Origin of the sequence: Rodentibacter pneumotropicus DSM 21403, from assembly GCF_000379905.1 — a bacterium.
GTDB lineage: Bacteria > Pseudomonadota > Gammaproteobacteria > Enterobacterales > Pasteurellaceae > Rodentibacter > Rodentibacter pneumotropicus.
In genome coordinates this window covers 26802-50560 of record NZ_KB904040.1, presented here as the reverse complement: position 1 = coordinate 50560, position 23759 = coordinate 26802, and the positions used below count along the sequence as shown (strand labels likewise).

The 23759-nt window shown below is 39.3% G+C and carries 26 protein-coding genes; 18 read left to right on the top strand and 8 right to left on the bottom strand.

The features are described 5' to 3' along the window. Window positions 1-14: 14 nt before the first annotated feature. The 5 genes from hscB to iscX all read left to right on the top strand — a co-directional run bounded on the left by hscB (window position 15) and on the right by iscX (window position 3775). Complete coding sequence (gene hscB, locus A3GE_RS0100275) at window positions 15-533, top strand: Fe-S protein assembly co-chaperone HscB (RefSeq protein ID WP_018355283.1); 519 nt, start codon at window positions 15-17, stop codon at window positions 531-533. A 47-nt stretch (window positions 534-580) separates the two neighbouring features. Next, window positions 581-1267: a DUF2625 domain-containing protein gene (locus A3GE_RS0100270; RefSeq protein WP_026215325.1), complete on the top strand. Its 687-nt coding sequence runs from the start codon at window positions 581-583 to the stop codon at window positions 1265-1267. 26 nt (window positions 1268-1293) lie between these two features. Next, a complete protein-coding gene (hscA, locus tag A3GE_RS0100265; RefSeq protein ID WP_018355281.1) occupies window positions 1294-3153 on the top strand; it encodes a Fe-S protein assembly chaperone HscA in 1860 nt (619 codons plus the stop codon). A gap of 86 nt (window positions 3154-3239) precedes the next feature. Beyond that, window positions 3240-3581 (top strand): ISC system 2Fe-2S type ferredoxin, encoded by a 342-nt coding sequence (gene fdx, locus A3GE_RS0100260; RefSeq protein WP_018355280.1) that lies wholly within the window; start codon window positions 3240-3242, stop codon window positions 3579-3581. Further along, window positions 3581-3775, top strand: a complete 195-nt coding sequence (gene iscX / locus A3GE_RS0100255; protein ID WP_018355279.1) for a Fe-S cluster assembly protein IscX — start codon at window positions 3581-3583, stop codon at window positions 3773-3775. The genes fdx and iscX overlap by 1 nt, the downstream gene beginning before the upstream one ends. A 107-nt stretch (window positions 3776-3882) precedes the next feature. Here iscX and recF read toward each other — a convergent pair whose 3' ends face one another. Genes recF through dnaA form a run of 3 tightly spaced genes read right to left on the bottom strand, consistent with a single transcriptional unit; the run spans window position 3883 to window position 7453 of the window. Beyond that, complete coding sequence (gene recF, locus A3GE_RS0100250; protein ID WP_018355278.1) at window positions 3883-4977, bottom strand: DNA replication/repair protein RecF; 1095 nt, start codon at window positions 4975-4977, stop codon at window positions 3883-3885. Window position 4978: 1 nt separating this feature from the next. Next, complete coding sequence (dnaN, locus tag A3GE_RS0100245; protein ID WP_018355277.1) at window positions 4979-6079, bottom strand: DNA polymerase III subunit beta; 1101 nt, start codon at window positions 6077-6079, stop codon at window positions 4979-4981. A 9-nt stretch (window positions 6080-6088) separates the two neighbouring features. After that, window positions 6089-7453: a chromosomal replication initiator protein DnaA gene (gene dnaA, locus A3GE_RS0100240; protein WP_018355276.1), complete on the bottom strand. Its 1365-nt coding sequence runs from the start codon at window positions 7451-7453 to the stop codon at window positions 6089-6091. A gap of 326 nt (window positions 7454-7779) precedes the next feature. Between dnaA and rpmH the strand changes: the two genes are divergently transcribed. The 11 genes from rpmH to rlmC all read left to right on the top strand — a co-directional run bounded on the left by rpmH (window position 7780) and on the right by rlmC (window position 17193). After that, window positions 7780-7914, top strand: a complete 135-nt coding sequence (gene rpmH, locus A3GE_RS0100235; protein WP_005539760.1) for a 50S ribosomal protein L34 — start codon at window positions 7780-7782, stop codon at window positions 7912-7914. Between the two features lie 12 nt (window positions 7915-7926). Beyond that, complete coding sequence (gene rnpA, locus A3GE_RS0100230) at window positions 7927-8286, top strand: ribonuclease P protein component (RefSeq protein ID WP_026215324.1); 360 nt, start codon at window positions 7927-7929, stop codon at window positions 8284-8286. Beyond that, window positions 8250-8510 (top strand): membrane protein insertion efficiency factor YidD, encoded by a 261-nt coding sequence (gene yidD / locus A3GE_RS0100225; RefSeq protein ID WP_018355274.1) that lies wholly within the window; start codon window positions 8250-8252, stop codon window positions 8508-8510. Before rnpA ends, yidD begins: the two co-directional genes overlap by 37 nt. Further along, complete coding sequence (gene yidC / locus A3GE_RS0100220; RefSeq protein ID WP_018355273.1) at window positions 8510-10129, top strand: membrane protein insertase YidC; 1620 nt, start codon at window positions 8510-8512, stop codon at window positions 10127-10129. The genes yidD and yidC overlap by 1 nt, the downstream gene beginning before the upstream one ends. A gap of 140 nt (window positions 10130-10269) precedes the next feature. Further along, on the top strand, window positions 10270-11628 hold the full coding sequence (gene mnmE, locus A3GE_RS0100215; RefSeq protein WP_018355272.1) for a tRNA uridine-5-carboxymethylaminomethyl(34) synthesis GTPase MnmE: 1359 nt from the start codon (window positions 10270-10272) through the stop codon (window positions 11626-11628). Between the two features lie 11 nt (window positions 11629-11639). Further along, window positions 11640-12206 (top strand): manganese efflux pump MntP, encoded by a 567-nt coding sequence (locus tag A3GE_RS0100210; protein ID WP_026215323.1) that lies wholly within the window; start codon window positions 11640-11642, stop codon window positions 12204-12206. Between the two features lie 62 nt (window positions 12207-12268). After that, entirely contained in the window at window positions 12269-14131 is a 1863-nt protein-coding gene (ppiD, locus tag A3GE_RS0100205) for a peptidylprolyl isomerase (protein WP_018355270.1), read from the top strand. Between the two features lie 142 nt (window positions 14132-14273). Further along, a complete protein-coding gene (gene hinT, locus A3GE_RS0100200) occupies window positions 14274-14624 on the top strand; it encodes a purine nucleoside phosphoramidase (RefSeq protein WP_018355269.1) in 351 nt (116 codons plus the stop codon). Next, window positions 14624-14974 carry a DUF1425 domain-containing protein gene (locus A3GE_RS0100195; protein ID WP_018355268.1) on the top strand — a complete coding sequence of 117 codons (351 nt, stop codon included), beginning with the start codon at window positions 14624-14626 and terminating at the stop codon, window positions 14972-14974. Before hinT ends, A3GE_RS0100195 begins: the two co-directional genes overlap by 1 nt. 3 nt (window positions 14975-14977) lie before the next feature. Next, the gene (gene nagZ, locus A3GE_RS0100190) at window positions 14978-16024 is read left to right on the top strand and encodes a beta-N-acetylhexosaminidase (protein ID WP_018355267.1); all 1047 of its coding nucleotides are present in this window, start codon (window positions 14978-14980) and stop codon (window positions 16022-16024) included. After that, window positions 16021-17193: a 23S rRNA (uracil(747)-C(5))-methyltransferase RlmC gene (gene rlmC / locus A3GE_RS0100185; RefSeq protein WP_018355266.1), complete on the top strand. Its 1173-nt coding sequence runs from the start codon at window positions 16021-16023 to the stop codon at window positions 17191-17193. The genes nagZ and rlmC overlap by 4 nt, the downstream gene beginning before the upstream one ends. Window positions 17194-17221: 28 nt before the next feature. Here rlmC and A3GE_RS0100180 read toward each other — a convergent pair whose 3' ends face one another. From A3GE_RS0100180 to A3GE_RS0100160, 5 genes are all read right to left on the bottom strand, one after another. Continuing rightward, a complete protein-coding gene (locus A3GE_RS0100180; protein WP_018355265.1) occupies window positions 17222-18034 on the bottom strand; it encodes a metal ABC transporter permease in 813 nt (270 codons plus the stop codon). Further along, window positions 18027-18875, bottom strand: coding sequence for a metal ABC transporter permease (locus A3GE_RS0100175; RefSeq protein WP_018355264.1), 849 nt, complete (start codon window positions 18873-18875; stop codon window positions 18027-18029). Before A3GE_RS0100175 ends, A3GE_RS0100180 begins: the two co-directional genes overlap by 8 nt. Before the next feature lie 7 nt (window positions 18876-18882). Further along, complete coding sequence (locus tag A3GE_RS0100170) at window positions 18883-19785, bottom strand: manganese/iron ABC transporter ATP-binding protein (RefSeq protein WP_018355263.1); 903 nt, start codon at window positions 19783-19785, stop codon at window positions 18883-18885. Next, entirely contained in the window at window positions 19785-20666 is an 882-nt protein-coding gene (locus A3GE_RS0100165; RefSeq protein ID WP_018355262.1) for a metal ABC transporter substrate-binding protein, read from the bottom strand. The genes A3GE_RS0100170 and A3GE_RS0100165 overlap by 1 nt, the downstream gene beginning before the upstream one ends. A gap of 249 nt (window positions 20667-20915) precedes the next feature. Beyond that, complete coding sequence (locus tag A3GE_RS0100160) at window positions 20916-21800, bottom strand: D-alanyl-D-alanine carboxypeptidase family protein (protein WP_018355261.1); 885 nt, start codon at window positions 21798-21800, stop codon at window positions 20916-20918. Window positions 21801-22036: 236 nt separating this feature from the next. Here A3GE_RS0100160 and rlmN point away from each other — a divergent pair, with 236 nt between their 5' ends. Further along, entirely contained in the window at window positions 22037-23170 is a 1134-nt protein-coding gene (gene rlmN / locus A3GE_RS0100155; RefSeq protein WP_018355260.1) for a dual-specificity RNA methyltransferase RlmN, read from the top strand. 18 nt (window positions 23171-23188) lie between these two features. Further along, a complete protein-coding gene (gene pilW / locus A3GE_RS0100150; protein WP_018355259.1) occupies window positions 23189-23734 on the top strand; it encodes a type IV pilus biogenesis/stability protein PilW in 546 nt (181 codons plus the stop codon). The last annotated feature ends 25 nt before the right edge of the window (window positions 23735-23759 follow it).

Sequence of the window (23759 nt, the reverse complement as noted above, 5' to 3'; positions counted from 1 at the left end):
TGAGTTGAAAGATAATGTTAAATCCCTTTGAAATTTTTGATTTACCCGTTGATTTCCAACTCGATACGAAAGCGTTAAATGCACGTTATTTGGAATTACAAAAAGCCTTGCATCCTGATAATTTCGTTGCCGCAAGTGCCACAGAGCAGAGAATAGCGATGCAAAAATCAACGGAAGTGAATGATGCCTTAAAAACGTTAAAAGATCCGATTCTTCGTGCGGAAGCGATTGTTGCACTTCACCTGTGTGAACAGCAAGATATTGAACAAAAAAGCACGCAAGATGTGGCGTTTTTAATGCAGCAGTTACAATGGCGTGAGCAATTGGAAAATGTAGAAAGCCAAAAAGATGAACAAGCATTAGATGCACTGGCAGCCGAAATCCGTCAAGAAACACAGCAATTATTGACCGCACTTTCTCATAGTATCCAAGCCCAACAATGGGATCAAACTACACAACTTTGTGATAAATTACGCTTTACACGCAAACTCACAGAAGAAATTGAGCGTGTGGAAGAACGCTTTTTTGAATGATAAAGCGCGCTGAGAATTGAACGCACTTTTAATGATGTAACTCTATGATGCAAACTCTCGAACAATTGATTTCCCCAGAAGCTTCTGCTTGGCCTACACTTTTAAAATGGATTGAACAGGCTCGCAATCATTGTCTAGTGATTAAGAAAGATCAACCCAGTGCCGAACGTGAATTGTTTACTATGCAAATGCCCACTTCATCCCCTATGGGGGCGGTGATTTATGAAACCGGTGGTATTCTCATTCATTATGGTTGGTTACGTATTTTAGGCTCAGGTAGTTTTCAATTACCACGAGGACTGATGGATTGGAATTTTAGTAAATCTTTCAAGGAATCAGGGGAAAAACCTCAATATTTATTGGTGGCGGATGATGTGATTGGAGGCTATTTTGCGTTAAATGGCGGTTCTTTAGGGGAAAATCTCGGTAAAATCTACTATTTTTCACCAAAGGATTTAGTTTGGCATAATTTGAATTTTACTTATACCGAATTTTTAGCTTGGGCGTTAAATGGCGATCTGGAAGCCTTCTATCAAGGCTTATTTTGGCAAAATTGGCAAGAAGAAGTGAAACAACTTGATGGTAACCAAGTGATTGTATTCACCCCGGATTTAAATGAAGATAAAGCCATGGCAATAGATCAACGCCAAAAACGTGAAGTGAATATTGAAACCCATTATAATGCCTGTTTCGTTGAAAAAGATAAATTTGAAATGGCTTATTCTGTGGTGTAACTTATTGAAATAGAAAAAGAAATATTATGGCATTATTACAGATTTCAGAACCCGGACAGACCGCAGCGCCTCATCAGCATCGTTTAGCGGTAGGGATTGATTTAGGGACAACCAATTCCTTGATTGCTTCGGTTAGAAGCGGTCAAGCCGTGATTTTAAATGATGAGCAGGAGCGTAGCCTCGTTCCTTCCGTGGTGCATTATGGAAAAAACGAAAAAAAAGTGGGGGTAGAAGCCTTTGCTCAAGCGGCAAGTGATCCTAAAAATACGGTAATTTCTGCCAAACGCTTAATCGGTCGGAGTTTGGCCGATGTACAATCTCGTTATCCAACGATGCCCTATGATTTTGTGGCGAGTGAAAATGGCTTGCCGTTGATCCTCACAAACCAAGGGAAAAAAAGCCCTGTGGAAGTGTCCGCCGATATTTTGGCACATTTGAATCATATCGCGGAACAACGTCTTGGGGCAGATCTGTCAGGCGTTGTGATTACTGTCCCTGCCTATTTTGATGATGCCCAACGTCAAAGCACGAAAGATGCGGCACGTTTGGCGGGTTTGAACGTATTACGCTTATTGAATGAACCCACAGCTGCCGCGGTGGCGTACGGTTTGGATAGTGGTCAAGAAGGGATTATTGCTGTTTATGATTTAGGTGGGGGAACCTTTGATATTTCCATCCTGCGTTTGTCTAAAGGCGTGTTTGAGGTATTGGCAACCGGTGGAGATACGGCATTGGGGGGCGATGACTTTGACCATTGCATCGCTGATTGGGTCATAACACAAACGCAGTTCCAACCACAAAATGTCAATCAACAACGAGAGCTGTTAACCCTTGCCGGTCAAGCGAAAATTGCCTTGAGTCAGGCGGAAAGTGCGGTCATTTCTTGGCAAGATTTTTCCATTACAATGACACGTGATCAATTTAATGAATTAATTCATCCACTTGTAAAACGCTCTTTACTCGCTTGTCGCCGAGCATTAAAAGATGCCAATGTCGATGCGGATGAAGTCCAAGAAGTGGTGATGGTGGGTGGTTCAACACGTGTGCCTTATGTTCGTGAGCAAGTCGGAGAGTTTTTTGGTAAAACACCATTAACCTCAATTGATCCAGATAAAGTGGTTGCACTCGGCGCGGCGGTTCAAGCGGATATTTTAGTCGGTAATAAAACCGATGCGAATATGTTGCTACTTGATGTAGTGCCACTTTCACTTGGTATTGAAACCATGGGGGGATTGGTAGAAAAAATTATTCCACGCAATACCACCATTCCTGTTGCCCGAGCACAAGAATTTACCACCTTTAAAGACGGTCAAACGGCAATGACGGTACATGTTGTGCAAGGTGAACGTGAATTGGTGGAGGATTGCCGTTCACTTGGACGCTTCACCTTGCGTGGCATTCCGCCAATGGCTGCCGGTGCAGCGCATATTCGTGTGACTTATCAAGTGGACGCAGACGGTTTATTAAGTGTCACCGCGATGGAAAAGTCCACTAAAGTACAAGCATCTATTCAAATTAAACCTTCTTATGGTTTAACGGATGAAGAGGTGACAGCCATGATCAAATCCTCCTTTGACCATGCTCAAGAAGATTTGCAGGCCCGTGAGCTGGCAGAGCAGCGTGTAGAAGCAGATCGTGTAATTGAAAGTGTGATTGTAGCGTTACAGGCAGATGGCTCAGAATTGCTCAGTATTGAAGAATTTCATCATATTGAAGAAGTATTGAAACAATTGATGTCGCTGAAGCAAGGAACCGATCGTCATGCCATCACACAAGGCATTAAAGCCTTAGATGCCGCAACGCAAGAATTTGCCTCAAGGCGAATGAATGCCAGTATTAATCGTGCCTTAACCGGTAAGAATGTATCGGATATGGAAAAACTGTAAATAAAAGTGCGGTTAAATTGAGGTGAGTTTTAACCTATTATTTAACATAAGCTGTTTTTTAATCATTGTGATTTGAGGAAAGTATTATGCCGAAAGTAATTTTTTTACCAAATGAAGAATTTTGTCCGGAAGGTATGGTCGTGGATACGGCTGCCGGTGATAACTTATTAGAAGTGGCTCACAATGCCGGGGTAGAGATTCATCATGCTTGTGACGGTTCTTGCGCTTGCACGACCTGTCATGTGATTGTTCGTGAAGGATTTGATTCTTTAAATGAAACCAGCGATCAAGAAGAAGATATGCTGGATAAAGCCTGGGGATTGGAAATGGATAGCCGTCTTTCTTGCCAGTGTGTGGTGGGGAATGATGATTTAGTAGTGGAAATCCCAAAATATAATCTTAATCATGCAAATGAGGCGGCGCACTAATGAAATGGACGGATTCACAACTTATTGCGGAAGAATTGTATGATCGCAACCCTGAGCTTGATCCCAAAACTGTACGTTTTACGGATTTACATCAGTGGATTTGTGAATTAGAAGGTTTTGATGATGATCCACAAAAATCTAACGAGGCGATTCTTGAAGCTATTTTATTGAAGTGGCTGGATGAGTTTGAGTAAAAAAATGCCCGCATTTGCGGGCTATTTTTTTAAGTTAAATTCTTTCATTTTTACTTAACTTTTGGGGGGATGAGTGATTTCATTATTAATTTTTAGGTATTCCTAGATTACCAATTAATTTGTTTTTCAAGTGGCGAAATAGCACCATTTTCTACTTCAAATAATCTTCCTGTTTCAGCTTTCATTTCTTTTAGCTGTTTCTGTGTAATTGCCGTCACAAATACTTGTGATCCGCTTTGTTGTAAACGTTCGGCGAGTAATTCACGTTTAAATGGATCTAATTCCGAAGCGAAATCATCAACTAGGAAAATACAATGACGTTGTTTTTCTTTCATTAAATGTTCCCCTTGGGCGAGGCGTAAGGCACACATCAGTAATTTTAATTGTCCGCGAGAAAGCACATCTTCGACGGGCAATCCATACGCTTTGAAACGAAAATCTGCTTTTTGCGGACCGGAAAAAGTATAACCAAGGGCTTTATCACGATCAAAATTTTGTTCCAGTAAATCGCTATATTCAGTATCTTTATCCCAACCTTGATGGAAACTGACGCTAATGTCTAATTCCGGTAAAAAAAGTTGGCAGGTTTTTTCAATATCTGTGCGTAAAGCTGCCGCATATTCTGCGCGCCAGTCACTAACATTGTGAGCAAGCTTTGATAACTCAATATCCCAAATTTTTATTGCGGAGTAAGGTTGATGCTGACCGAGTGCAGCATTGCGTTGTTTTAATAGGCGATTTAGGTTGCGCCAAGCAGAATGAAAATGAGTGTGATGATGGAATAAGCCCCAATCTAAAAATGCTCGTCGATAGCTTGGTCCGCCATTGAGTAAAGTTAAGCCTTCCGGGGTGATAAGTTGCATGGGGAGGAGGTGGGCGAGGTCGGAAATTTTGTTTCCGTCTTCACCGTTGATTTTAACAAGGGTGTTGCCTTGGCGAAGTTTTTGCAATCCTATTGACCAATGATGTTGCTTTTCTTGAATATTCCCAAATAAAGTAAAATGTGGTTCGTCATAAGAAATGATGCGATTTGTGACCGCGCTTTTAAAGGAGCGCCCGTGCCCCAAATAGAAAATTGCCTCTAACAGGCTGGTTTTCCCACTCCCGTTATTGCCGATCAAAAAGTTAAAGCCGCGATCTAATTCAAGATCTACGGCATTTAAATTTCTAAATTTTTCAATCAATAAACGGGAAATTGCCATCTTATAGACGCATTGGCATAATCACATATTCGCTGCTGTTATCTTCACAGTTTTCAATTAAGCAGCTAGAGGACGCATCGGTTAATCGAATACGAACTTGTTGGCATTTGAGGGCGTTAAGTACGTCTAAAATGTAAGTAACATTGAAACCGACTTCCAATTCTTCGCCGGAATACATTACATCAACAATTTCTTCCGCCACTTCGTGTTCAGGGTTGGATGCGGTGATTTTAAGTTGGTTTTCACTTAAATTTAAACGTACGCTACGTACACGTTCATTGGAAAGAATAGAGGCACGAACAAAAGCTTGTTTTAAGGCTTCCCAGTTACCTTCTACAATTTTATCGGCATTGCGTGGTAATACACGACGGTAGTCGGGGAAACGCCCATCAATCAATTTCGATGTAAAGGTAATATGATTGAGATGAATGCGAAGATTATTTGTGCCAATTTGTAAACGGGCAGGTTCTTCACTGCTTTCCAATAGACGATTTAATTCCAGCACCCCTTTGCGTGGCAAAATGACCGCATGATTTTGTAATTCCTGCTCAAGAGCAATTGTGCAAACTGCCAGCCGGTGTCCGTCCGTTGCAACGGTACGGAGTAAGTTACCTTCCGTTTCAAATTTCATACCATTTAAAAAATAGCGTGCATCTTGGTTCGCCATAGAAAATTGAGTGGCTTCAATTAAGCGACGTAAGGTATTTTGCGGTAAGGCAAAATCTACTTCGGACTGCCAATCCGTTAGATTTGGATATTCTTCCGCCGGTAGGGTAGCAAGGTTAAATTTACTTCTTCCCGATTGTACTATGGCCCGTTCTTCTTCAAAGGTGACGGTAATTTCAAATTCATCCGATAAAGTGCGGCAAATATCTAAGAATTTTTTTGCCGGAATGGTAAAGTTGCCATTTGTTGTGGAAGAAGAAAGCTGAGTTTGAGTTGAAAGCTCTACTTCTAAATCAGTTCCGGTAATGGTTAAACGGTTATTTTCAATTTGTAGTAATACATTATTCAATACAGGAATATTTGGACGACTGCTTAATACACCACAAACTTGTTGTAACGGTTTTAAGAGATTTTCTCTAGAAATACTAAATTGCATGGTTGCTCCTTATGCAGATAAGGTACGAATTAAATTCGCCCAATCTTCTTGAATACTGTTATCTTTTTCACGAAATTTCGGCACTTCACGGCAAGCGTTCAGTACGGTGGTATGATCCCGTTCAAAGGCCCGACCGATTTCCGGCAAACTACGGTTGGTTAATTCTTTTGCCAATGCCATGGCGATTTGGCGGGGACGTGTTACCGAGCGCTGACGGCTTTTGGATTTTAAATCCGATACTTTAATTCGATAGTATTCAGCCACTGTTTTCTGAATGTTATCAATGGTTACCAAACGCTCTTGTAAAGCAAGGATATCTTTTAGGGTGTCACGGACAAAATCAATATTAATCTCACCGCCTTTAAAATCTTGCATTGCTTTCACTCGATTGAGAGCGCCTTCCAGTTCGCGTACATTCGTGCGTAAACGTTGAGCGATAAAAAACGCCACTTCTTCCGGTAGATGCATTTGATGCTCTTCCGCTTTTTTCAATAATATCGCCACACGGGTTTCTAAGTCAGGTGGCTCAATGGCGGTGGTTAATCCCCAACCAAAACGGGATTTTAAGCGCTCTTCAATTCTTTCAATTTCTTTAGGATAGCGGTCAGAGGTTAAAATGATTTGGCGACCGGTTTCAAATAAGTTATTGAAAATATGGAAAAATTCCTCTTGAGTTTTTTCTTTCTCTGCAAAGAATTGAATATCATCCACTAACAGCGCATCTAAGGAACGATAGAATTTTTTGAATTGATCCATATTATTATCTCGCATGGCTTTTACCATATGCTGCATGAAATTATTGGCGTGAATATAAAGTACACGTGCATTGGGTTTATTTGCCAAGATACCGTTACCAATAGCGTGTAATAAATGGGTTTTTCCTAGCCCAGTTCCTCCATACAAAAAAAACGGATTTGCGGTAGCTTCGCCAGGGGCTTGTGCCAATTTTTGTCCGACTGCGCGGGCTAATTGGTTTGATTTACCTTCGACAAAGTTTTCAAATACATGCTTGGTATTTAGATGTGAGTCGAATTTCAGAGCTTTTTCCGTTTCAGATTTATCATCGGAATTGCCCACACTTTCTGCCGATTGCAACGTAGGTTTAACAATAGCTTTGGGCGTAGGTTTTACCCCTTCCTTAAGGATAATTTGTAAATTTGGATTTTGTGAAAGTGCTTGGCAAATTTGATGAATTTGTTTGAGGTAATGGGTTTCAACCCAACCTTTTACAAACATATTTGAAGCATAAAGTACGATTTTATCTTGAGAGACCGTATCAGCTTGCAATGGGCGAAGCCAAGTGCTTAAATCAGTAGCGGAAACTTGATCTTGTAATTGAGAAAGGCAATCTTGCCAAAGATTAGAGAGACTCACGATAAACTATCCTTAATGCTGCTTTCCACTTATTTAATAAAATTGGAGATATGATATAAGTACAATCAAAAATTTTAGAGATTCTACAATAATCCTGGCAAAAAATCTTCTCAAGAAACGGGAAAAAACTAAAAAGGTGGCTTTATATTTTATTTGAATTATGTGTGATTGCGATGATTTTAAAAAGATGTAAGATTGTTTTTTAAAAATTCCCTTTCTTAGTTTGACGAACACCTGATTTATGATTAGAATTACATCCTATTTTTTATAACCCTTATTTGTTTTGGATTCAAAACAGTAAACATTTTAAATTTAGGTAAATTAAAATGAAACGTACATTTCAACCTTCTGTATTAAAACGCAGCCGTACTCACGGTTTTCGTGCTCGTATGGCAACTAAAAACGGCCGTCAAGTTTTAGCCCGTCGTCGTGCTAAAGGTCGTAAAAGTTTATCTGCATAATCGCTATTCTTAGTGGTTAAACTAAACTTTTCTAGGGAGTTACGTTTGTTGACTCCCATTCAATTCAAAAATGTCTTTGAACAACCGTTTCGAGCTAGCACGCCTGAACTGAGTATTCTCGCCCGAGAAAATAATCTTGAACATCCCCGCTTAGGTTTAACTGTCGCGAAGAAACATTTGAAGCGCGCACATGATCGCAATCGAATTAAGCGCTTAGTGCGTGAAAGTTTTCGCTTATATCAACATCAGCTACCTGCTTGTGATTTTGTTTTTGTAGCAAAAGCTGGAATTGCTAAGCTTGATAATGTTACATTTCGTCAAACGCTGGAAAAATTATGGCAGCGACACATTCGTTTGGCTCAAAAATCTTAATTGGTTTAATCCGAATTTATCAAATGACGATCAGTCCTTTGATCGGGTCGCGTTGTCGATTTATTCCTACTTGTTCGTGTTATGGCATTGAAGCGTTAAAAAGACACGGATTGTTAAAAGGTGGTTGGCTTACACTAAAACGTGTATTAAAATGTCACCCCTTGAACGAAGGTGGATTCGATCCGGTTCCGCCGAAACCCAATAATAACGATGAGAAAAAATAATGGACTCAAGACGTAGCCTGTTAGTGTTAGCACTAATGTTTATTTCTTTCCTTGTTTATCAGCAGTGGCAAATGGATAAAAATCCACCTCCAGTAGCTGAACAAACAACCTCAATTACTTCAGATGTACCTGCAAGTTCCTCTTCATCAACACAAATTGCCTCTGATTCAGCGGTTAAAGGTCGTATTATCACCCTTGAAAATGATGTTTTACGTCTAAAAGTAGATACCCTAGGCGGTGATGTAGTGAGTTCCGAACTCTTAAAATATGATGCGGAGTTAGATTCTAAAACACCATTTGTGCTGCTAAAAGATTCTCCGGAACATATTTATATCGCACAAAGTGGCTTGATTGGTAAAAATGGGATTGATACCAAATCCGGTCGTGCACAATATCAAATTGAAGGTGATCATTTCAAATTAGCTGAAGGACAAGATTTCCTTTCTGTTCCATTAATTTTTGAAAAAGATGGGGTAACCTATCAAAAAGTTTTTGTTTTAAAACGCGGTAGTTATGATCTTGGCGTAGATTATAAAATCAATAATCAAAGCGGTGAAACTATTGAAGTAGAGCCTTATGGTCAATTAAAACATACATTAGTGGAAAGTAGTGGCAATGTAGCAATGCCAACTTATACCGGTGGTGCTTATTCTTCATCAGAAACCAATTATAAAAAATACAGTTTCTCTGATATGAAAGATGCGAATCTTTCTATCAATACCAAAGCAGGTTGGGTTGCTGTATTACAACATTACTTTGTTTCTGCATGGATTCCGAATCAAGATGTGGATAATCAACTTTATACTCTCACTGATACAAAAAATAATGTGGCTTCAATTGGTTATCGCGGGCCAATCGTGACAATTCCGGCGGGAGCGCAAGGAACGATTTCCAGCTCACTGTGGACTGGGCCTAAACTTCAAAATGATATGGCAAAAGTGGCAAATAACTTAGACTTAACCGTTGATTATGGTTGGGCATGGTTTATTGCGAAACCGTTGTTTTGGTTACTCACTTTCATCCAAGGAATTGTTTCTAACTGGGGTCTGGCGATTATTTGTGTAACTATTGTTGTTAAAGCGATTCTATATCCACTCACAAAAGCACAATATACCTCAATGGCAAAAATGCGTATGTTACAACCAAAAATGCAAGAAATGCGTGAGCGTTTTGGTGATGATCGTCAGCGTATGAGCCAAGAAATGATGAAACTCTATAAAGAGGAAAAAGTCAATCCGTTGGGCGGTTGTTTACCGATTCTTCTGCAAATGCCGATTTTCATTGCACTATATTGGACATTTATGGAAGCTGTTGAACTTCGTCACGCACCATTCTTCGGCTGGATTCAAGATTTATCCGCGCAAGATCCATATTACATTTTGCCGATTTTGATGGGGATTTCTATGTATTTGCTGCAAAAAATGTCTCCGACACCGGTGGCTGATCCAATGCAGCAAAAAGTGATGAATTTTATGCCGCTAATCTTTATGTTTTTTTTCCTCTGGTTCCCGTCAGGCTTGGTATTATATTGGTTAGTGTCTAACCTAATCACTATTGTACAGCAGCAACTGATTTACCGTGGATTAGAGAAAAAAGGGTTACATTCCCGTAAAAAATAATCCCTAATTATATGAAAAAGGCATCGAAAGGTGCCTTTTTCCATCATTGGGTGTTGATGATGTCTCTAAGGCTGTATAGCATACGCCCTATCGTATTTTAAGCCGCATAAAAGTGCGGTCATTTTTTAGAGAGTTTTTTTATGAAAGAAACAATCGTTGCACAAGCCACCGCACCGGGACGGGGTGGCATTGGTATTTTAAGGATTTCCGGACCTTTAGCGGGCGAAGTTGCGAACAACGTCTTGGGGAAATGTCCCAAACCTCGTATGGCGGACTATTTACCTTTTAAAGATGTTGATGGAACAGTATTGGATCAAGGTATTGCCCTTTATTTTAAAGCACCGAATTCTTTTACGGGTGAAGATGTATTGGAATTGCAAGGGCATGGCGGACAAGTTGTCCTTGATTTATTGCTGAAACGTATTTTGCAAATTGAGGGTGTTCGTTTAGCACGACCGGGCGAGTTTTCTGAACAAGCTTTTTTAAATGATAAATTGGATTTAGCTCAAGCAGAGGCTATCGCAGATTTAATTGACGCGACCTCCGAACAGGCTGCCCGCTCAGCGTTAAAATCATTGCAAGGTGAATTTTCACATAAAGTCAATGTATTAGTCGAGGCGGTTATTTATTTACGAACTTATGTAGAAGCCTCCATTGATTTTCCCGATGAGGAAATTGATTTCTTGGCGGATGGCAAAATTGAAGCGAATTTACGGGGTATTATCACTCAGCTGGACGATGTACGCCGTGAAGCAAAACAAGGTGCGATTTTACGTGAAGGAATGAAGGTCGTGATTGCCGGTCGCCCGAATGCAGGGAAATCCAGCCTATTGAATGTCCTTGCCGGACGTGACGCGGCGATTGTGACCGATATTGCAGGAACGACACGTGATGTTTTGCGTGAACATATTCACATTGATGGTATGCCACTCCATATTATTGATACGGCGGGATTGCGTGAAGCCACCGATGAAGTGGAACGAATTGGAATTTCCCGAGCTTGGACTGAAATAGAACAATCGGATCGTATCATTTTAATGCTCGACAGTAGCGATACAGATAGCCAAAATCTTGAAAAAGTGCGGTTAGAATTTTTAGCGAAATTACCGACAAATATTCCAGTGACGATTGTGCGTAATAAAATTGATTTAACTGATGAAGAAGAAGGATTGAGTGAAGAAAAAGGCTATCAAATCATTAGCTTGTCAGCTCAAACACACAAAGGAGTACAGTTATTGCGTGAGCATTTAAAACAAACCATGGGGTTCCAAACCGGTATTGAAGGCGGATTCTTAGCCCGTCGTCGCCATTTAGAAGCATTAGAAAAAGCGGCGGAGCATTTGCAGATTGGTTTGGTTCAATTAACGGAATTTCATGCAGGAGAATTATTGGCGGAAGAATTACGCCTGGTACAGGCACAATTAAGTGAAATTACCGGTCAATTTACCTCGGATGATTTACTCAGTAATATTTTCAGCTCATTTTGTATTGGTAAATAAAGACAGAAATAATGGCATTTTATATATTGTGGATTATTGCACTGGGATTGTCGATGGATGCCTTTGCCGTTTCGATTTCGAAAGGACTCGCTATGCGATCTTTTCGATGGAAACAGGCAGTGATAATAGCCCTTTGCTTTGGTTGTTTCCAAGCAATCATGCCGCTTATAGGTTATGTATTGGGTTCGCAATTTAGCAAAATTATTCAAGAATGGGATCACTGGTTTGCCTTTATCCTTTTATTATTGATCGGTGCAAATATGATTCGTGAAGGTTTCACCGAGGAGGAAAGGGAGCCGGTTTCAGAGATAATCAATGTTAAACGACTACTTAGTTTAGGCTTGGCGACCAGTGTTGATGCACTGGCTGTCGGTATTTCATTTGCTTTTTTGCATGTGAATATTATTCAGGCAGTATGGATTATTGGTATTACAACGTTTGTAATTTCTTTTATCGGTGTAAAGAGCGGTCATTTTTTAGGAAGAAAATTTAAAAGTAAAGCCGAAATTTTCGGTGGTTTAGTCATTATTATTATGGGGATTAAAATTTTATTTGAGCATGATGCTTTGGTATTTTAAGGTGCGAATTTCCTCACTTTCGATTATAATTCTAAAAATTTTGTCTTTTAAAAAGGGTAAATATGTTTATCGAAAAAATGAACGGTATGGCGAATACCAAAATTGCTAAATTTATTCTCGGGTTAATTACCATTTCATTCTTAGTAGGGGGGATGTCTGGTTATTTATTTAGTAACTACGATTCTTATGCTGCAAAGGTTAATGGTGAAACCATTTCCCAGCAAGATTTTATGAATCGTTATAACCAAGAATTTGAAACGCGTGCGGCACAAGAAGGTGAGGCATTTTTAACTCAGTCCGATTCACCTGAATTTGTTAATGCTTTGCGTCAAGGGATTATTAATCGTTTGGTTGATCAGGAATTGCTTCGTCAATATGCGAAAGAATTGAAATTAGGCGTAAGCGATGAAATGATTAAACGCGCCATTGTGGTTGATCCGAATTTTCAATCTAACGGAAAATTTGACAACGGACTATATCAACAAATTCTTGCACAAAATGGTTTAAGTTCCGATACCTATGCGAATATTTTGCGTGGTGCACTTACACTTGAGCAAATGCAAAACGGTATTGCAAATAGTGAATTTGTAGTGCCTGTTCAAGTAAAAGATAATGCTCAACTTTTATTTCAAAAACGTATTGCCCGTTTAGCGACATTATCCCTTGCTGATGAAATAGCAAAACAGAATATCACTGAAGATGAAGTAAAAACTTACTATGAAGCCAATCAAAAAGCTTTTGTGCAACCTGAACAAGTAAAAGTACAATATATCCAAGTTTCAGGCGCCGATGTAGCAAAAGACATTCAAGTAAGTGATGTGGAAATTGCGCAATATTATCAGGATAATAAAGCACAGTTTATGACGCAGAAATTAGCGCATATTCAATTCTCTAATGAACAAGAGGCGCAAACTGCCTATCAAGAATTAAAGAATGGCGCAAGTTTTGCCGAATTAGCTAAAACACGTTCGTTAGATAAAGTTTCGGGAGAGAAGGGTGGCGAATTAGGTTGGGTAAATGCCAATGAATTACCAAGGACTTTTGAAGAGGCGGCAACCATGCTTCAAGTCGGAAAATTTAGTGAACCGGTTAATGTTGAGGGTAATTTCCACATTATTTTAGTCGAGGAGCGTAAAGAAAAACCGCTAGATGAAGTGAAAACACAAATCACAGATTTAGTGCGTAAAAACTTATTGGAAAACCGTTTTTACACAGTCGAAAAAAATGTACGTGAAAAAGCCTTTGAAGATAGTAAATCTTTAGAGAGCGCAGCAAACGTAGCCGGTGTAAAAGTAAAAGAAAGCGGTTATTTTTCTCGTGAAAATGTACCGGAAGCGTTAAATTCACCTAATGTGATTTCTGCGATGTTTGATTCCGATATTTCAAATGGAGGAGCAAATTCCGAACCATTAAACATAGGGGAACAGCATATTGTTTTGGTACGTGTGTTAGATCATAAAGCTGAAGGCATAAAAGCGTTAGATGAAGCAAAAACGGATATTGAAAACTTTTTAAAACGTGAAAAAGCAGAAAAAATATTGACTGCAACGGCAACGAAATTGGTTAATGATCTTCCGACGAAGCCAAATAAATTACCGGTAGGTATTTCTTTCGGTTCAGAGCAAACCTTCGCTTTTACGGAAAATAAAGATCCGATTTTAACTAATGGTATTTTCTCCATGGAAAAACCGGCAAATGGCACAACAGTGTATAAAATAGTGCGTAACAGTAAAGGCGATGTAATTGTCGCGGCGCTGAGTAAAGTGGAGAAAGGCGAACTGAATGAGCAAGAATTAGCTCAATTCGGAGAGCAATTCCGTCAAACACAGCAACTTGAATTACGTACACAACTTTTACAAGCATTGCGTGATAAGGCACAAATTGAAATTAATGAAGCCTTTATCAAACAAGAAGATGAAAACTAATTTGTGAGTGCTAACCTAGAAGCCTATGTTCTCATAGGCTTTATTCTTGAAAAAATAAAGCTAAATTGCAATCAGGTCTGATTTCTGATAAAAAGTGCGGTAATTTTCAACCGCACTTTTTCATTGATTAAAGGAAAATCCCATGGCAGAAGAAACCATTTTCAGTAAAATTATTCGCAAAGAAATTCCCGCTAATATTGTTTATCAAGATGAGTTGGTCACGGCATTTCGTGATATTGCACCGCAAGCCAAAACCCATATTTTAATTATTCCAAATAAATTAATTCCAACCATAAATGATGTAACCGAGCAAGATGAAGTTTCACTTGGTCGTTTGTTTACTGTGGCGGCAAAATTAGCCAAACAAGAAGGTATTGCGGAAGAGGGCTATCGTTTAATCGTTAACTGTAACAAGCATGGCGGGCAGGAAGTATTTCATATTCATATGCACCTGCTAGGGGGCGAACCGCTTGGCAAAATGTTGGACAAATAATGAAGAAATCACTGGTTATTTTGGCAAGCCTTGTGCTTTCGGCTTGCTCCGTTTCAGGGCCGAATTTAGTTCATACTAATAACCCAATTTTGAATATAACAGCGGAGCTTGCGCCCGTTGTTGAGGCGAAAGTGTCGGCAAATTCTGCGTGGGTAAAAAATAAAAGTACCCAACCTATTAATGTGAATTATCACCTTTTTTGGTATAACGCACAGGGGGTTACCCAAGTTTGGACGGATCAACGAGAAAGCCTTGTTGGAAATTTGCGTTTACAAGCTAAAGAACGTAAAGCTATTGAACTGATGAAACCGACATTAGAAAGTACCAATTATCGTCTTTATTTACAGTAAATTATGTCTACTTTATTAATTGATCTTGAAGGCTATGAATTAAGCCAAGAAGAAATCGAGCTGCTGGAGCATCCTCTAGTTGCCGGTTTAATTTTGTTTACACGAAATTTTTATGATCGAGAACAGATTCAGGCATTGGTAAAATCCGTGCGTGAGCGTGTGAAAAAGCCTTTACTCATCACAGTGGATCAAGAAGGCGGACGAGTACAGCGTTTCCGTGAGGGCTTTACGCAATTACCGGCAATGCAAGCCTTTGCTTCGTTATCCGATGATTTGCAGCAACAACAATGTTGGGCAAAAGAAGCAGGTTGGCAAATGGCGGCAGAAATGAGCGCCCTTGATATTGATTTAAGTTTTGCACCGGTGTTGGACTTAGGGCATGAATGTCTCGCTATTGGTGATCGTAGCTTTAGTGGCGATATGCAAAGTGCGGTTAATTTGGCGAGTGTTTTTATTGATGGAATGCGTGAAGCAGGAATGGCAACAACGGGCAAACATTTTCCCGGTCATGGGCATGTATTGGCGGATTCCCATTTAGAAACACCTTATGATGAACGCCCTCAGGAGGTGATTTTCAGTCAGGATCTCCAACCTTTCAAACAATTGATTGCTCAGCAAAAATTAGATGCCATTATGCCTGCCCATGTGATTTACACCCAGTGTGATAGCCAGCCGGCAAGTGGATCTGAATATTGGTTAAAGCATATTTTACGTGAAAAACTGAATTTCCATGGCGCAATTTTCTCCGATGATCTTGGTATGAAAGGCGCGGGATTTATGGGAGATTTTGCTACACGTAGTGAAAAAGCATTAAATGCAGGTTGTGATTTATTGTTACTTTGTAATGAACGGGAGGGCGTGGTTCAAGTGCTGGATCAGTTAAAACTCACGGAAAATCAACCGCACTTTATTCAGCGTCAGACACGCTTAAAAAGTTTATTTAAGAAAAAATCGTATAATTGGTCTGAATTAACCAAAACCCCTCGTTGGCTGGAAAATCATAAAAAATTGGCGATGCTTCAACAATCGTGGTTGGCGAGTAAAGTATGATCGATTGCCACCATTATCAAGTGGGAAATTGTCGTTCATGCCAATGGCTTGAAATACCCTACGAACGGCAACTTTCTGAGAAAATCACTCATCTTAAAATACAACTTTCCCATTTGAATTGCGATGATTTAGTTTGGTTGCCACCTTTCCAATCACCCTTGTCGGGATTTCGAAATAAAGCCAAAATGGTTGTCAGCGGTTCGGTGGAACGACCGATTCTCGGAATTTTGCAAGATTCTAATGATCCAAATAGTTCAGTTGATTTGTGTGATTGCCCTCTCTATCCCGCACATTTTGGCGCAATTTTTCCTATTCTGAAAGATTTTATTGGGCGGGCCGGTTTAGTGCCGTACAACGTAGCCAAGAAGAAAGGCGAACTTAAATATATTTTGCTGACAGAAAGCACATCAACAGGAAAATTAATGTTACGCTTTGTGTTGCGTTCTGAAAATAAATTGGCATTAATTCATCGGGAACTGGCAGGGCTTCTCACCAAATTACCCCAGCTAGAGGTGGTTAGCGTGAATTTGCAACCTCAACACGCCGCGATTTTGGAAGGGGAGCAAGAAATTTTTCTAACGAAACAACAGTTTCTGGCGGAAAGTTTTAATGATATTCCGCTTTTTATCCGCCCCCAAGGTTTTTTCCAAACGAATCCTCAGGTCGCCGCAAGATTATATAAAACGGCACAACAATGGACAAAAGGCTTGCCTATAACAAAATTATGGGATTTATTTTGCGGTGTTGGCGGTTTCGGTTTGCATTGCGCAAATGGGTTACAAAAGCAAGAGCAGAATGTTGAACTGACAGGCATTGAAATTTCACCATCTGCAATTTTGGCAGCAAAAATGTCCGCTCAAAAATTAGCTTTACAAAATGTGACATTTCAATCTTTAGATGCGGCAAATTTTACATTGAACGGACATAAGGAAAAACCGGATTTAGTTATCGTAAATCCGCCACGCCGTGGAATCGGGAGGGAATTAAGTGAATTTCTCAACCGAATCCGACCGCACTTTATTCTATATTCCAGTTGTAACGCGATTTCTATGGGAAAAGATTTACGCTATCTGACACATTATAAGCCCGTCAAAATTCAGCTTTTTGATATGTTTCCACATACGGCACATTATGAAGTGCTGACACTATTGGAGAGTATAACAAAATAACGATTTAGGCGGGCAACCCCGCCTTTAATTATAGTTTAAGTCTGCTATAGGTTAATGCAAGGACAAAAAACGCAGCTTGTAACAAAATAATACAAGCCCCTGTTGATGCATCAAAATGATAGCTCAAAATAACGCCCATAAGGCTTGAAATGACGGACGTTATCACTGCAACCCATAACATTCTATCAAAGGATTTAGTCAATGTAAGTGCCGTAATCCCCGGTGCGATTAACATTGCAACTACTAAGATTACCCCTACCACCTGCATTGTGCTAACAATAGTAAGCGCAGTGAGAATGAGTAAACTATAATGCAAAATTTTAGGCGAGAGACCGGCGACTCGAGCGTGGCTTGCGTCAAAACAATAAAGTAATAAATCACGGCGTTTCAATAGAATTGCTAGAAAAACAATCGTAGAAATGACCGCAGTTTGTATTAATTCAATGTTGCTTACGCCCAGTACATTGCCAAACAAAATATGGGTTAAATGTTGCTCCGTTTGAATTTTGGTAAACATCACTAATCCGATGGCAAACATTCCTGAGAATACAATACCCATTGCCGTGTCTTCTTTAATGCGGCTGTTTTCTTTTAAATAACCTACTCCGAATGAGCAAAAAATGCCGGATAGGAATGCACCGATAGCAAGAGGAATACCTGCCAGATAGGCTAATACAATTCCGGGTAGTACTGCGTGAGAGATTGCATCACCCATTAATGACCAACCCTTTAATACTAAATAACAGGAAAGCAAGGCACAGATAGTAGAAACAATTAATGCGGTGATCAACGCATTTTGCATAAAAGCAAATTGGAGGGGTTCTAAAAACCAGTCAAACATTGGGTACCGCCTTTTTATTGCGAGTAAGCAAGCCGTATTTTGGGGAGAATAAAAATGCGAGAAGGAAAAGTAACGTTTGCAATGTAACTATTATTCCCCCACTTGCACCGTCTAAATAATAGCTTATATAAACGCCCACAAAACTGGTGATTGAACCTAGGATAACAGCAATAATTGCTAGGGTTTTAAATCTATCTGTCAGTAGATAAGCCGTAGCACCCGGGGTAATAACCATTGCGATCACAAGAATTGCACCTACGGTTTGCAATGCGGCAACTACACAAGCACTTAATAACGTAAAAAATAAAATTTTGTAAAACAGGGGGGAAAGTCCTACGGTAATAGCTTGGGTTTCATCGAAAAAAATCAGCAGTAAGTCTTTCCAAAATAATAAAAGTAAGACTAAGCAAATGCCGATGATAATTGAGACTTGATAGATATCTTCGTCTGCAATCCCTAAAATATTACCCAAAATAATATTTTGCACATTTACAGCGGTTGGATTTAGCGAAATAATCAGTAATCCAAGCGCAAAGAACGTACTGAAAATAAAGCCGATTACCGCATCTTCTTTTAGCTTGGAAATAGACTTTATCCATAAAATAGAAAGTGCGGCTAAAATACCTGAAAAAAATGCACCGAGCGCGTAAGGCAAGGAAAACGCATAAGCAATAGCGACGCCCGGTACAACGGAGTGGGATAAGGCATCACCAATTAATGACCAGCCTTTGAGCATTAAATAGGAAGACAAAAAAGCACAAATTCCCCCGACAACGGTACTCAAAATCATCGCTTTAAGCATATAATCATAAGAGAAAGGCTCGAGTAATAAATCTAGCATGGGTTTATTACTCCTCTTTTTTATTGTTGGCAATATCAATACGATAATCTAGTGTTGTTGCAGGTGGATCTTGTTTGGTTTCACCGTAGAATACCACCGCTTTTTCATCATCGGTCAATACTGTCACTGAGCGTTTGTCTTCATCATTATGTAAATCTTCACCCTGTAATTTAATATGGCGTAACACACCGCCAAAGACAATCTCTAAATTATGTTGGTTAAAGGTATCTTCCGTTTTACCCGCAGCAATTACCGTACGATTAATCATGACTACTTGATCACAAAAATCCGGCACGGAACCTAGGTTATGGGTAGATACTAAAATTAAATGTCCTTCGCTACGAAGCTGTCGTAATAAATCTACAATGGCGTTTTCCGTTTTGACATCAACACCGGTGAAAGGCTCATCCAATAAAATTATTGGACTTTGTTGTGCCAATGCCCGAGCTAAAAATACACGTTTTTTTTGCCCACCGGATAGTTCACCAATTTGGCGATGTGCAAGATGCTCAATGTTTACACGTTGCATAGCCTCTTGCACTTTTTGTTTATCAATGGCTTTTGGGATACGCAAAAGATTCATGTATCCATAACGCCCCATCATAACGACATCATAAACGGAAACAGGGAATTGCCAGTCCACTTCTTCCGATTGGGGAACATAAGCAATCAGATTGCGTTTTAAGGCTTGGGCAATTGGTAAATTGCATAGTTTAATTTCACCTTTTTGTGGTTTCACCAACCCCATTAGGCTTTTAAACAAGGTTGATTTACCACTACCATTCACGCCAACCAGTGCGCAAATCGTCCCGTCATTGAGTGAAAAAGACATATCATGAATGGCAGTATGCCCGTTGTTGTAACGAACGGTTACGTCGTTTACTCGAATTGATGTCGAAAATGATTCCATTATTTTTCAAATCCTTTAACTATAGTGGAGACAGTGGTGTTCAGTAGGTCAATATAGGTTGGTACCGGACCATCTTTGGTTGAAAGAGAATCCACATATAATACACCCCCATATTTCGCCCCGCTTTCTTTTGCCACTTGTTGTGCCGGTTTAGGTGAAATTGTACTTTCACTAAATACGACCGGAATATTATTTTTACGAACTAAATCAATTACTTTACGAACTTGTTGAGGTGTTCCTTGCTGTTCGGCATTAATTGGCCATAAGTAACCTTCTTTTAAATTATAATCTTTCGCTAAATAGCTGAAAGCCCCCTCACTAGTGACCAACCAACGTTTGGATTCCGGAATTTGTGCAAGTTTAGCACGAAGCGGTTCATCTAATTGTTTAATTTTTTGTGCATAATCCGCAGCGTTTTTTTCATATACGGCGGCATTTTGAGGATCATGTTTTGTCAGCGTGTTTTTAATATTTTCAATATAAATTAATGCATTAGAAGGTGACATCCAAGCGTGAGGGTTAGGCGCATCTTTGTAAGGGCCCTCGTAAATAGAAAGTGGCGTAATGCCTTCTGTTACCACTACGGCCGGTTTGTCTTTAATGTTTTGGAAAAAACGCTCGAACCAACGCTCTAAATTTAGACCGTTCCATAAAATTAAATCGGCAGATTGTGCCTTGACGATGTCCTTTGGCGTTGGCTCGTATTCGTGAATTTCAGCCCCCGGTTTTGTGATGGATTCCACGATTGCGGCATCACCAGCTACATTTTGCGCAATATCTTGGATAATAGTAAAAGTAGTAACGACTTTAAATTTTGCATTAGCCTGCATCGTAAATAAACCTAACGCAAGTGCGGTCATAATTTTAAATGAAATTCGCATAAGCTCTCCTTAATAAAGTTGAATTTGTTTTATTGAACTGTAGGTGAATGCAGTAAATTTACATTCACCAATACAATAGTACTACTTTTTACATAGATTTTAAATAAAAATGATTATCAACTTTTAAAATTTATTTTTATGTCCGTCAGAATATCAAAAAGGATGATAGATTTTTTCTATGTTTTTGAATGTTTATGACTGTAGGAATAAAAATATACCGGCATGTTATTGCCGGTAAAATAGGGAAACTTATTGTTTGGAAAGTTGTTCGATTAGATTGGTTAAGCCTTCTTCATCATAGCCTTCTTCGTATTGTGCATCATCCGGTGTGAAATTGTTTAGTCGATGTCCGGCAATGCAACCATATTTTTCCAATTTGCTTTTTGTAAAGTTAGTACGGAATTGGGAAGAGCTATTATTTAAACTAATCACACCAATGGCTGAGTTTCTGCAAGGATGCTTATTAACAAATACCAAATTATAACCGGACTCACGAATATAGCCGGTTTTATTAATTGCAGCATCAAATACTTCTTCTCGCACTAGTTTATTGGTATTTCTCACAAATACCTGACGTCCACCGGCTTGAATATAAGCGCTTGGCATATTAGAAAAATACTTAATTTGCTGATTATTCAAGGAATATTTAGTTAGTTTAACCAAGTCCATCACACTTGAAATATTACTATCCGACAAGCCTGAACTATCAGTGAATCGGGTTGAACGCATACCAAGTTCACGAGCTTTCTCGTTCATTTTTTGAATAAATTGAAGACGGGTCATTCCAGCTGAACGAGAAAGAGCATGAGCCGCCTGGTTATCGGAATGGACTAACATCGCTTTTAGTAATTCATTACAGGAAATAGGTGTGTAGATCGGTAATTTTGTGCGGGTACCTTTGATATAGTCATGATCATCATCTGTAATGGAGGTTGTGCAACGAGGGTTTTTATTATTTTCTAAAAATACATTTGCGGTCATGAGTTTTGTGACCGATGCGATAGGTTGAACATGGTTTGGTGAGCTGCTTTCCAATACTTTATCATGGGTGAAATCATAAACAACATAGGATTGCGCCATGGTTAGAGAGGGCGGGACGCATAGATATAGAATCGCAAAGCATTTTTTTAACATTTTTAGTACCGATAAAAATAAAATTAAGGGCGTATTTTATCGCACTTTTTTCTAAAAGATTCGTTATTTTTGCGATCTGTATCGTAAAAAGTGCGGTTAGAAATGGACTTGTTTTTGAAATCTGCTAGCTTATCTTCCAACAAATCTGTAAAATCGCTGCTCATTTTTGTATCAGGCTTTTTTTGTAGGAAATTACTACAATTTTTATCGCCATAATGTGTAGCAACGAGGCTTTAATGTTAGAACAAACATCAAACAAAAAAATTAATTTAATGGATTTGACACGTCAGCAAATGCGTGAGTTTTTTCAAGAACTCGGTGAAAAGCCGTTTCGTGCCGATCAGCTAGTAAAATGGATTTATCATTTTGGCGAAGATAACTTCGACAACATGACAAATATCAATAAGAAATTACGTGAAAAGTTAAAATTCGTTGCAGAAATTAAAGCACCTGAGGTGGCGCTAGAGCAACGTTCTGCAGACGGCACAATTAAATGGGCGATGCAAGTAGGGGATCAGCAAGTGGAAACCGTCTATATTCCGGAAGCGGATCGTGCCACGCTTTGTGTTTCTTCTCAGGTTGGTTGCGCATTGGCTTGTACTTTTTGTTCTACCGCACAACAAGGTTTTAACCGTAATTTGACAGTGTCTGAAATTATTGGTCAAGTATGGCGAGCGTCGAAAATTATCGGTAATTTTGGTGTAACCGGCATACGCCCTATTACGAACGTCGTGATGATGGGAATGGGCGAGCCGTTATTAAATGTGGCAAATGTAGTACCCGCGATGGAAATCATGTTGGACGATTTTGCTTACGGTTTATCTAAACGCCGTGTAACGCTTTCTACTTCAGGGGTTGTACCGGCATTGGATAACTTAAGTAAGATGATTGATGTTGCATTAGCTATTTCTTTACATGCACCGAATGATGAATTGCGTGATGAAATTGTACCAATTAATAAAAAATATAATATTAAAATGTTGATTGATTCTGTAAATCGTTATTTAAGTGTTTCCAATGCCAATCATGGAAAAGTAACGATTGAATATGTCATGCTCGACCATGTAAATGACAGTATAGAACACGCTCATCAGCTTGCGAATGTGTTGAAAAATACCCCTTGTAAAATTAATCTAATTCCTTGGAATCCGTTTCCTGAAGCACCTTATGAAAAAAGCTCAAATACCCGCATTGATCGTTTCCAAAAAACATTGATGGAATATGGCTTTACTGTAATTGTGCGTAAAACTCGGGGCGATGATATTGATGCGGCTTGCGGACAACTTGCAGGTGATGTGATTGATCGTACTAAACGTACAGCAATGAAACGTCAATTCGGGCAGAATATAGGAATAACTCAAGTTAATTAGTGAAGCTGTGGAGGAAAAATGAAATATTTCTTTATTCAATTTCTAAGTGCGGTCATTTTTCCTTTTGTTTTTTCCGCTTGTGTTTCGCAACCCCCTTCTTCTGATTTTAATAAACAGCAGGCTGCAAAAGCTCGGGTTGAATTAGCTCTTGGTTATTTGCAGCAAAATAATTTTATTCAAGCTAAACAAAATCTTGATAAAGCTTTAGCACATGATAAAAACTATTATCTTGTTCACTCTGTATTTGCACATTTCTATCAATTGCAAGGTGATGTGAATGAAGCAAGAAAGTCTTACCTTCAAGCCATAAAAATTGATGAAAAACAAGGTGATGTACATAATAATTTTGGTACGTTTTTATGTAGGCAAGGTGAATTTGAACAAGCTAATACACAATTTGAACTTGCCCTAGTTTCACCTAATTATTATCGTCAAGCAGATACTTATGAAAATATGGCACTTTGTGCACAGGCGTTAAACCGAGCGGATGCCTATCAAAGAGCAATCAACAAATTATGGCAAATTGATGTGGATCGTGTGGAAAAACTGAATCTTGTCAAATAAAACATTGCCAAAAATTGCTTTGGAC

Coding starts and splice junctions, on each gene's coding strand:
- hscB (WP_018355283.1), top strand. CDS start 15: ATGTTAAATCCCTTTGAAATTTTTGATTTACCCGTTGATTTCCAACTC.
- A3GE_RS0100270 (WP_026215325.1), top strand. CDS start 581: ATGCAAACTCTCGAACAATTGATTTCCCCAGAAGCTTCTGCTTGGCCT.
- hscA (WP_018355281.1), top strand. CDS start 1,294: ATGGCATTATTACAGATTTCAGAACCCGGACAGACCGCAGCGCCTCAT.
- fdx (WP_018355280.1), top strand. CDS start 3,240: ATGCCGAAAGTAATTTTTTTACCAAATGAAGAATTTTGTCCGGAAGGT.
- iscX (WP_018355279.1), top strand. CDS start 3,581: ATGAAATGGACGGATTCACAACTTATTGCGGAAGAATTGTATGATCGC.
- recF (WP_018355278.1), bottom strand. CDS start 4,977: ATGGCAATTTCCCGTTTATTGATTGAAAAATTTAGAAATTTAAATGCC.
- dnaN (WP_018355277.1), bottom strand. CDS start 6,079: ATGCAATTTAGTATTTCTAGAGAAAATCTCTTAAAACCGTTACAACAA.
- rpmH (WP_005539760.1), top strand. CDS start 7,780: ATGAAACGTACATTTCAACCTTCTGTATTAAAACGCAGCCGTACTCAC.
- yidD (WP_018355274.1), top strand. CDS start 8,250: ATGGCAGCGACACATTCGTTTGGCTCAAAAATCTTAATTGGTTTAATC.
- yidC (WP_018355273.1), top strand. CDS start 8,510: ATGGACTCAAGACGTAGCCTGTTAGTGTTAGCACTAATGTTTATTTCT.
- mnmE (WP_018355272.1), top strand. CDS start 10,270: ATGAAAGAAACAATCGTTGCACAAGCCACCGCACCGGGACGGGGTGGC.
- A3GE_RS0100210 (WP_026215323.1), top strand. CDS start 11,640: ATGGCATTTTATATATTGTGGATTATTGCACTGGGATTGTCGATGGAT.
- ppiD (WP_018355270.1), top strand. CDS start 12,269: ATGTTTATCGAAAAAATGAACGGTATGGCGAATACCAAAATTGCTAAA.
- hinT (WP_018355269.1), top strand. CDS start 14,274: ATGGCAGAAGAAACCATTTTCAGTAAAATTATTCGCAAAGAAATTCCC.
- A3GE_RS0100195 (WP_018355268.1), top strand. CDS start 14,624: ATGAAGAAATCACTGGTTATTTTGGCAAGCCTTGTGCTTTCGGCTTGC.
- nagZ (WP_018355267.1), top strand. CDS start 14,978: ATGTCTACTTTATTAATTGATCTTGAAGGCTATGAATTAAGCCAAGAA.
- rlmC (WP_018355266.1), top strand. CDS start 16,021: ATGATCGATTGCCACCATTATCAAGTGGGAAATTGTCGTTCATGCCAA.
- A3GE_RS0100180 (WP_018355265.1), bottom strand. CDS start 18,034: ATGTTTGACTGGTTTTTAGAACCCCTCCAATTTGCTTTTATGCAAAAT.
- A3GE_RS0100175 (WP_018355264.1), bottom strand. CDS start 18,875: ATGCTAGATTTATTACTCGAGCCTTTCTCTTATGATTATATGCTTAAA.
- A3GE_RS0100170 (WP_018355263.1), bottom strand. CDS start 19,785: ATGGAATCATTTTCGACATCAATTCGAGTAAACGACGTAACCGTTCGT.
- A3GE_RS0100165 (WP_018355262.1), bottom strand. CDS start 20,666: ATGCGAATTTCATTTAAAATTATGACCGCACTTGCGTTAGGTTTATTT.
- A3GE_RS0100160 (WP_018355261.1), bottom strand. CDS start 21,800: ATGTTAAAAAAATGCTTTGCGATTCTATATCTATGCGTCCCGCCCTCT.
- rlmN (WP_018355260.1), top strand. CDS start 22,037: ATGTTAGAACAAACATCAAACAAAAAAATTAATTTAATGGATTTGACA.
- pilW (WP_018355259.1), top strand. CDS start 23,189: ATGAAATATTTCTTTATTCAATTTCTAAGTGCGGTCATTTTTCCTTTT.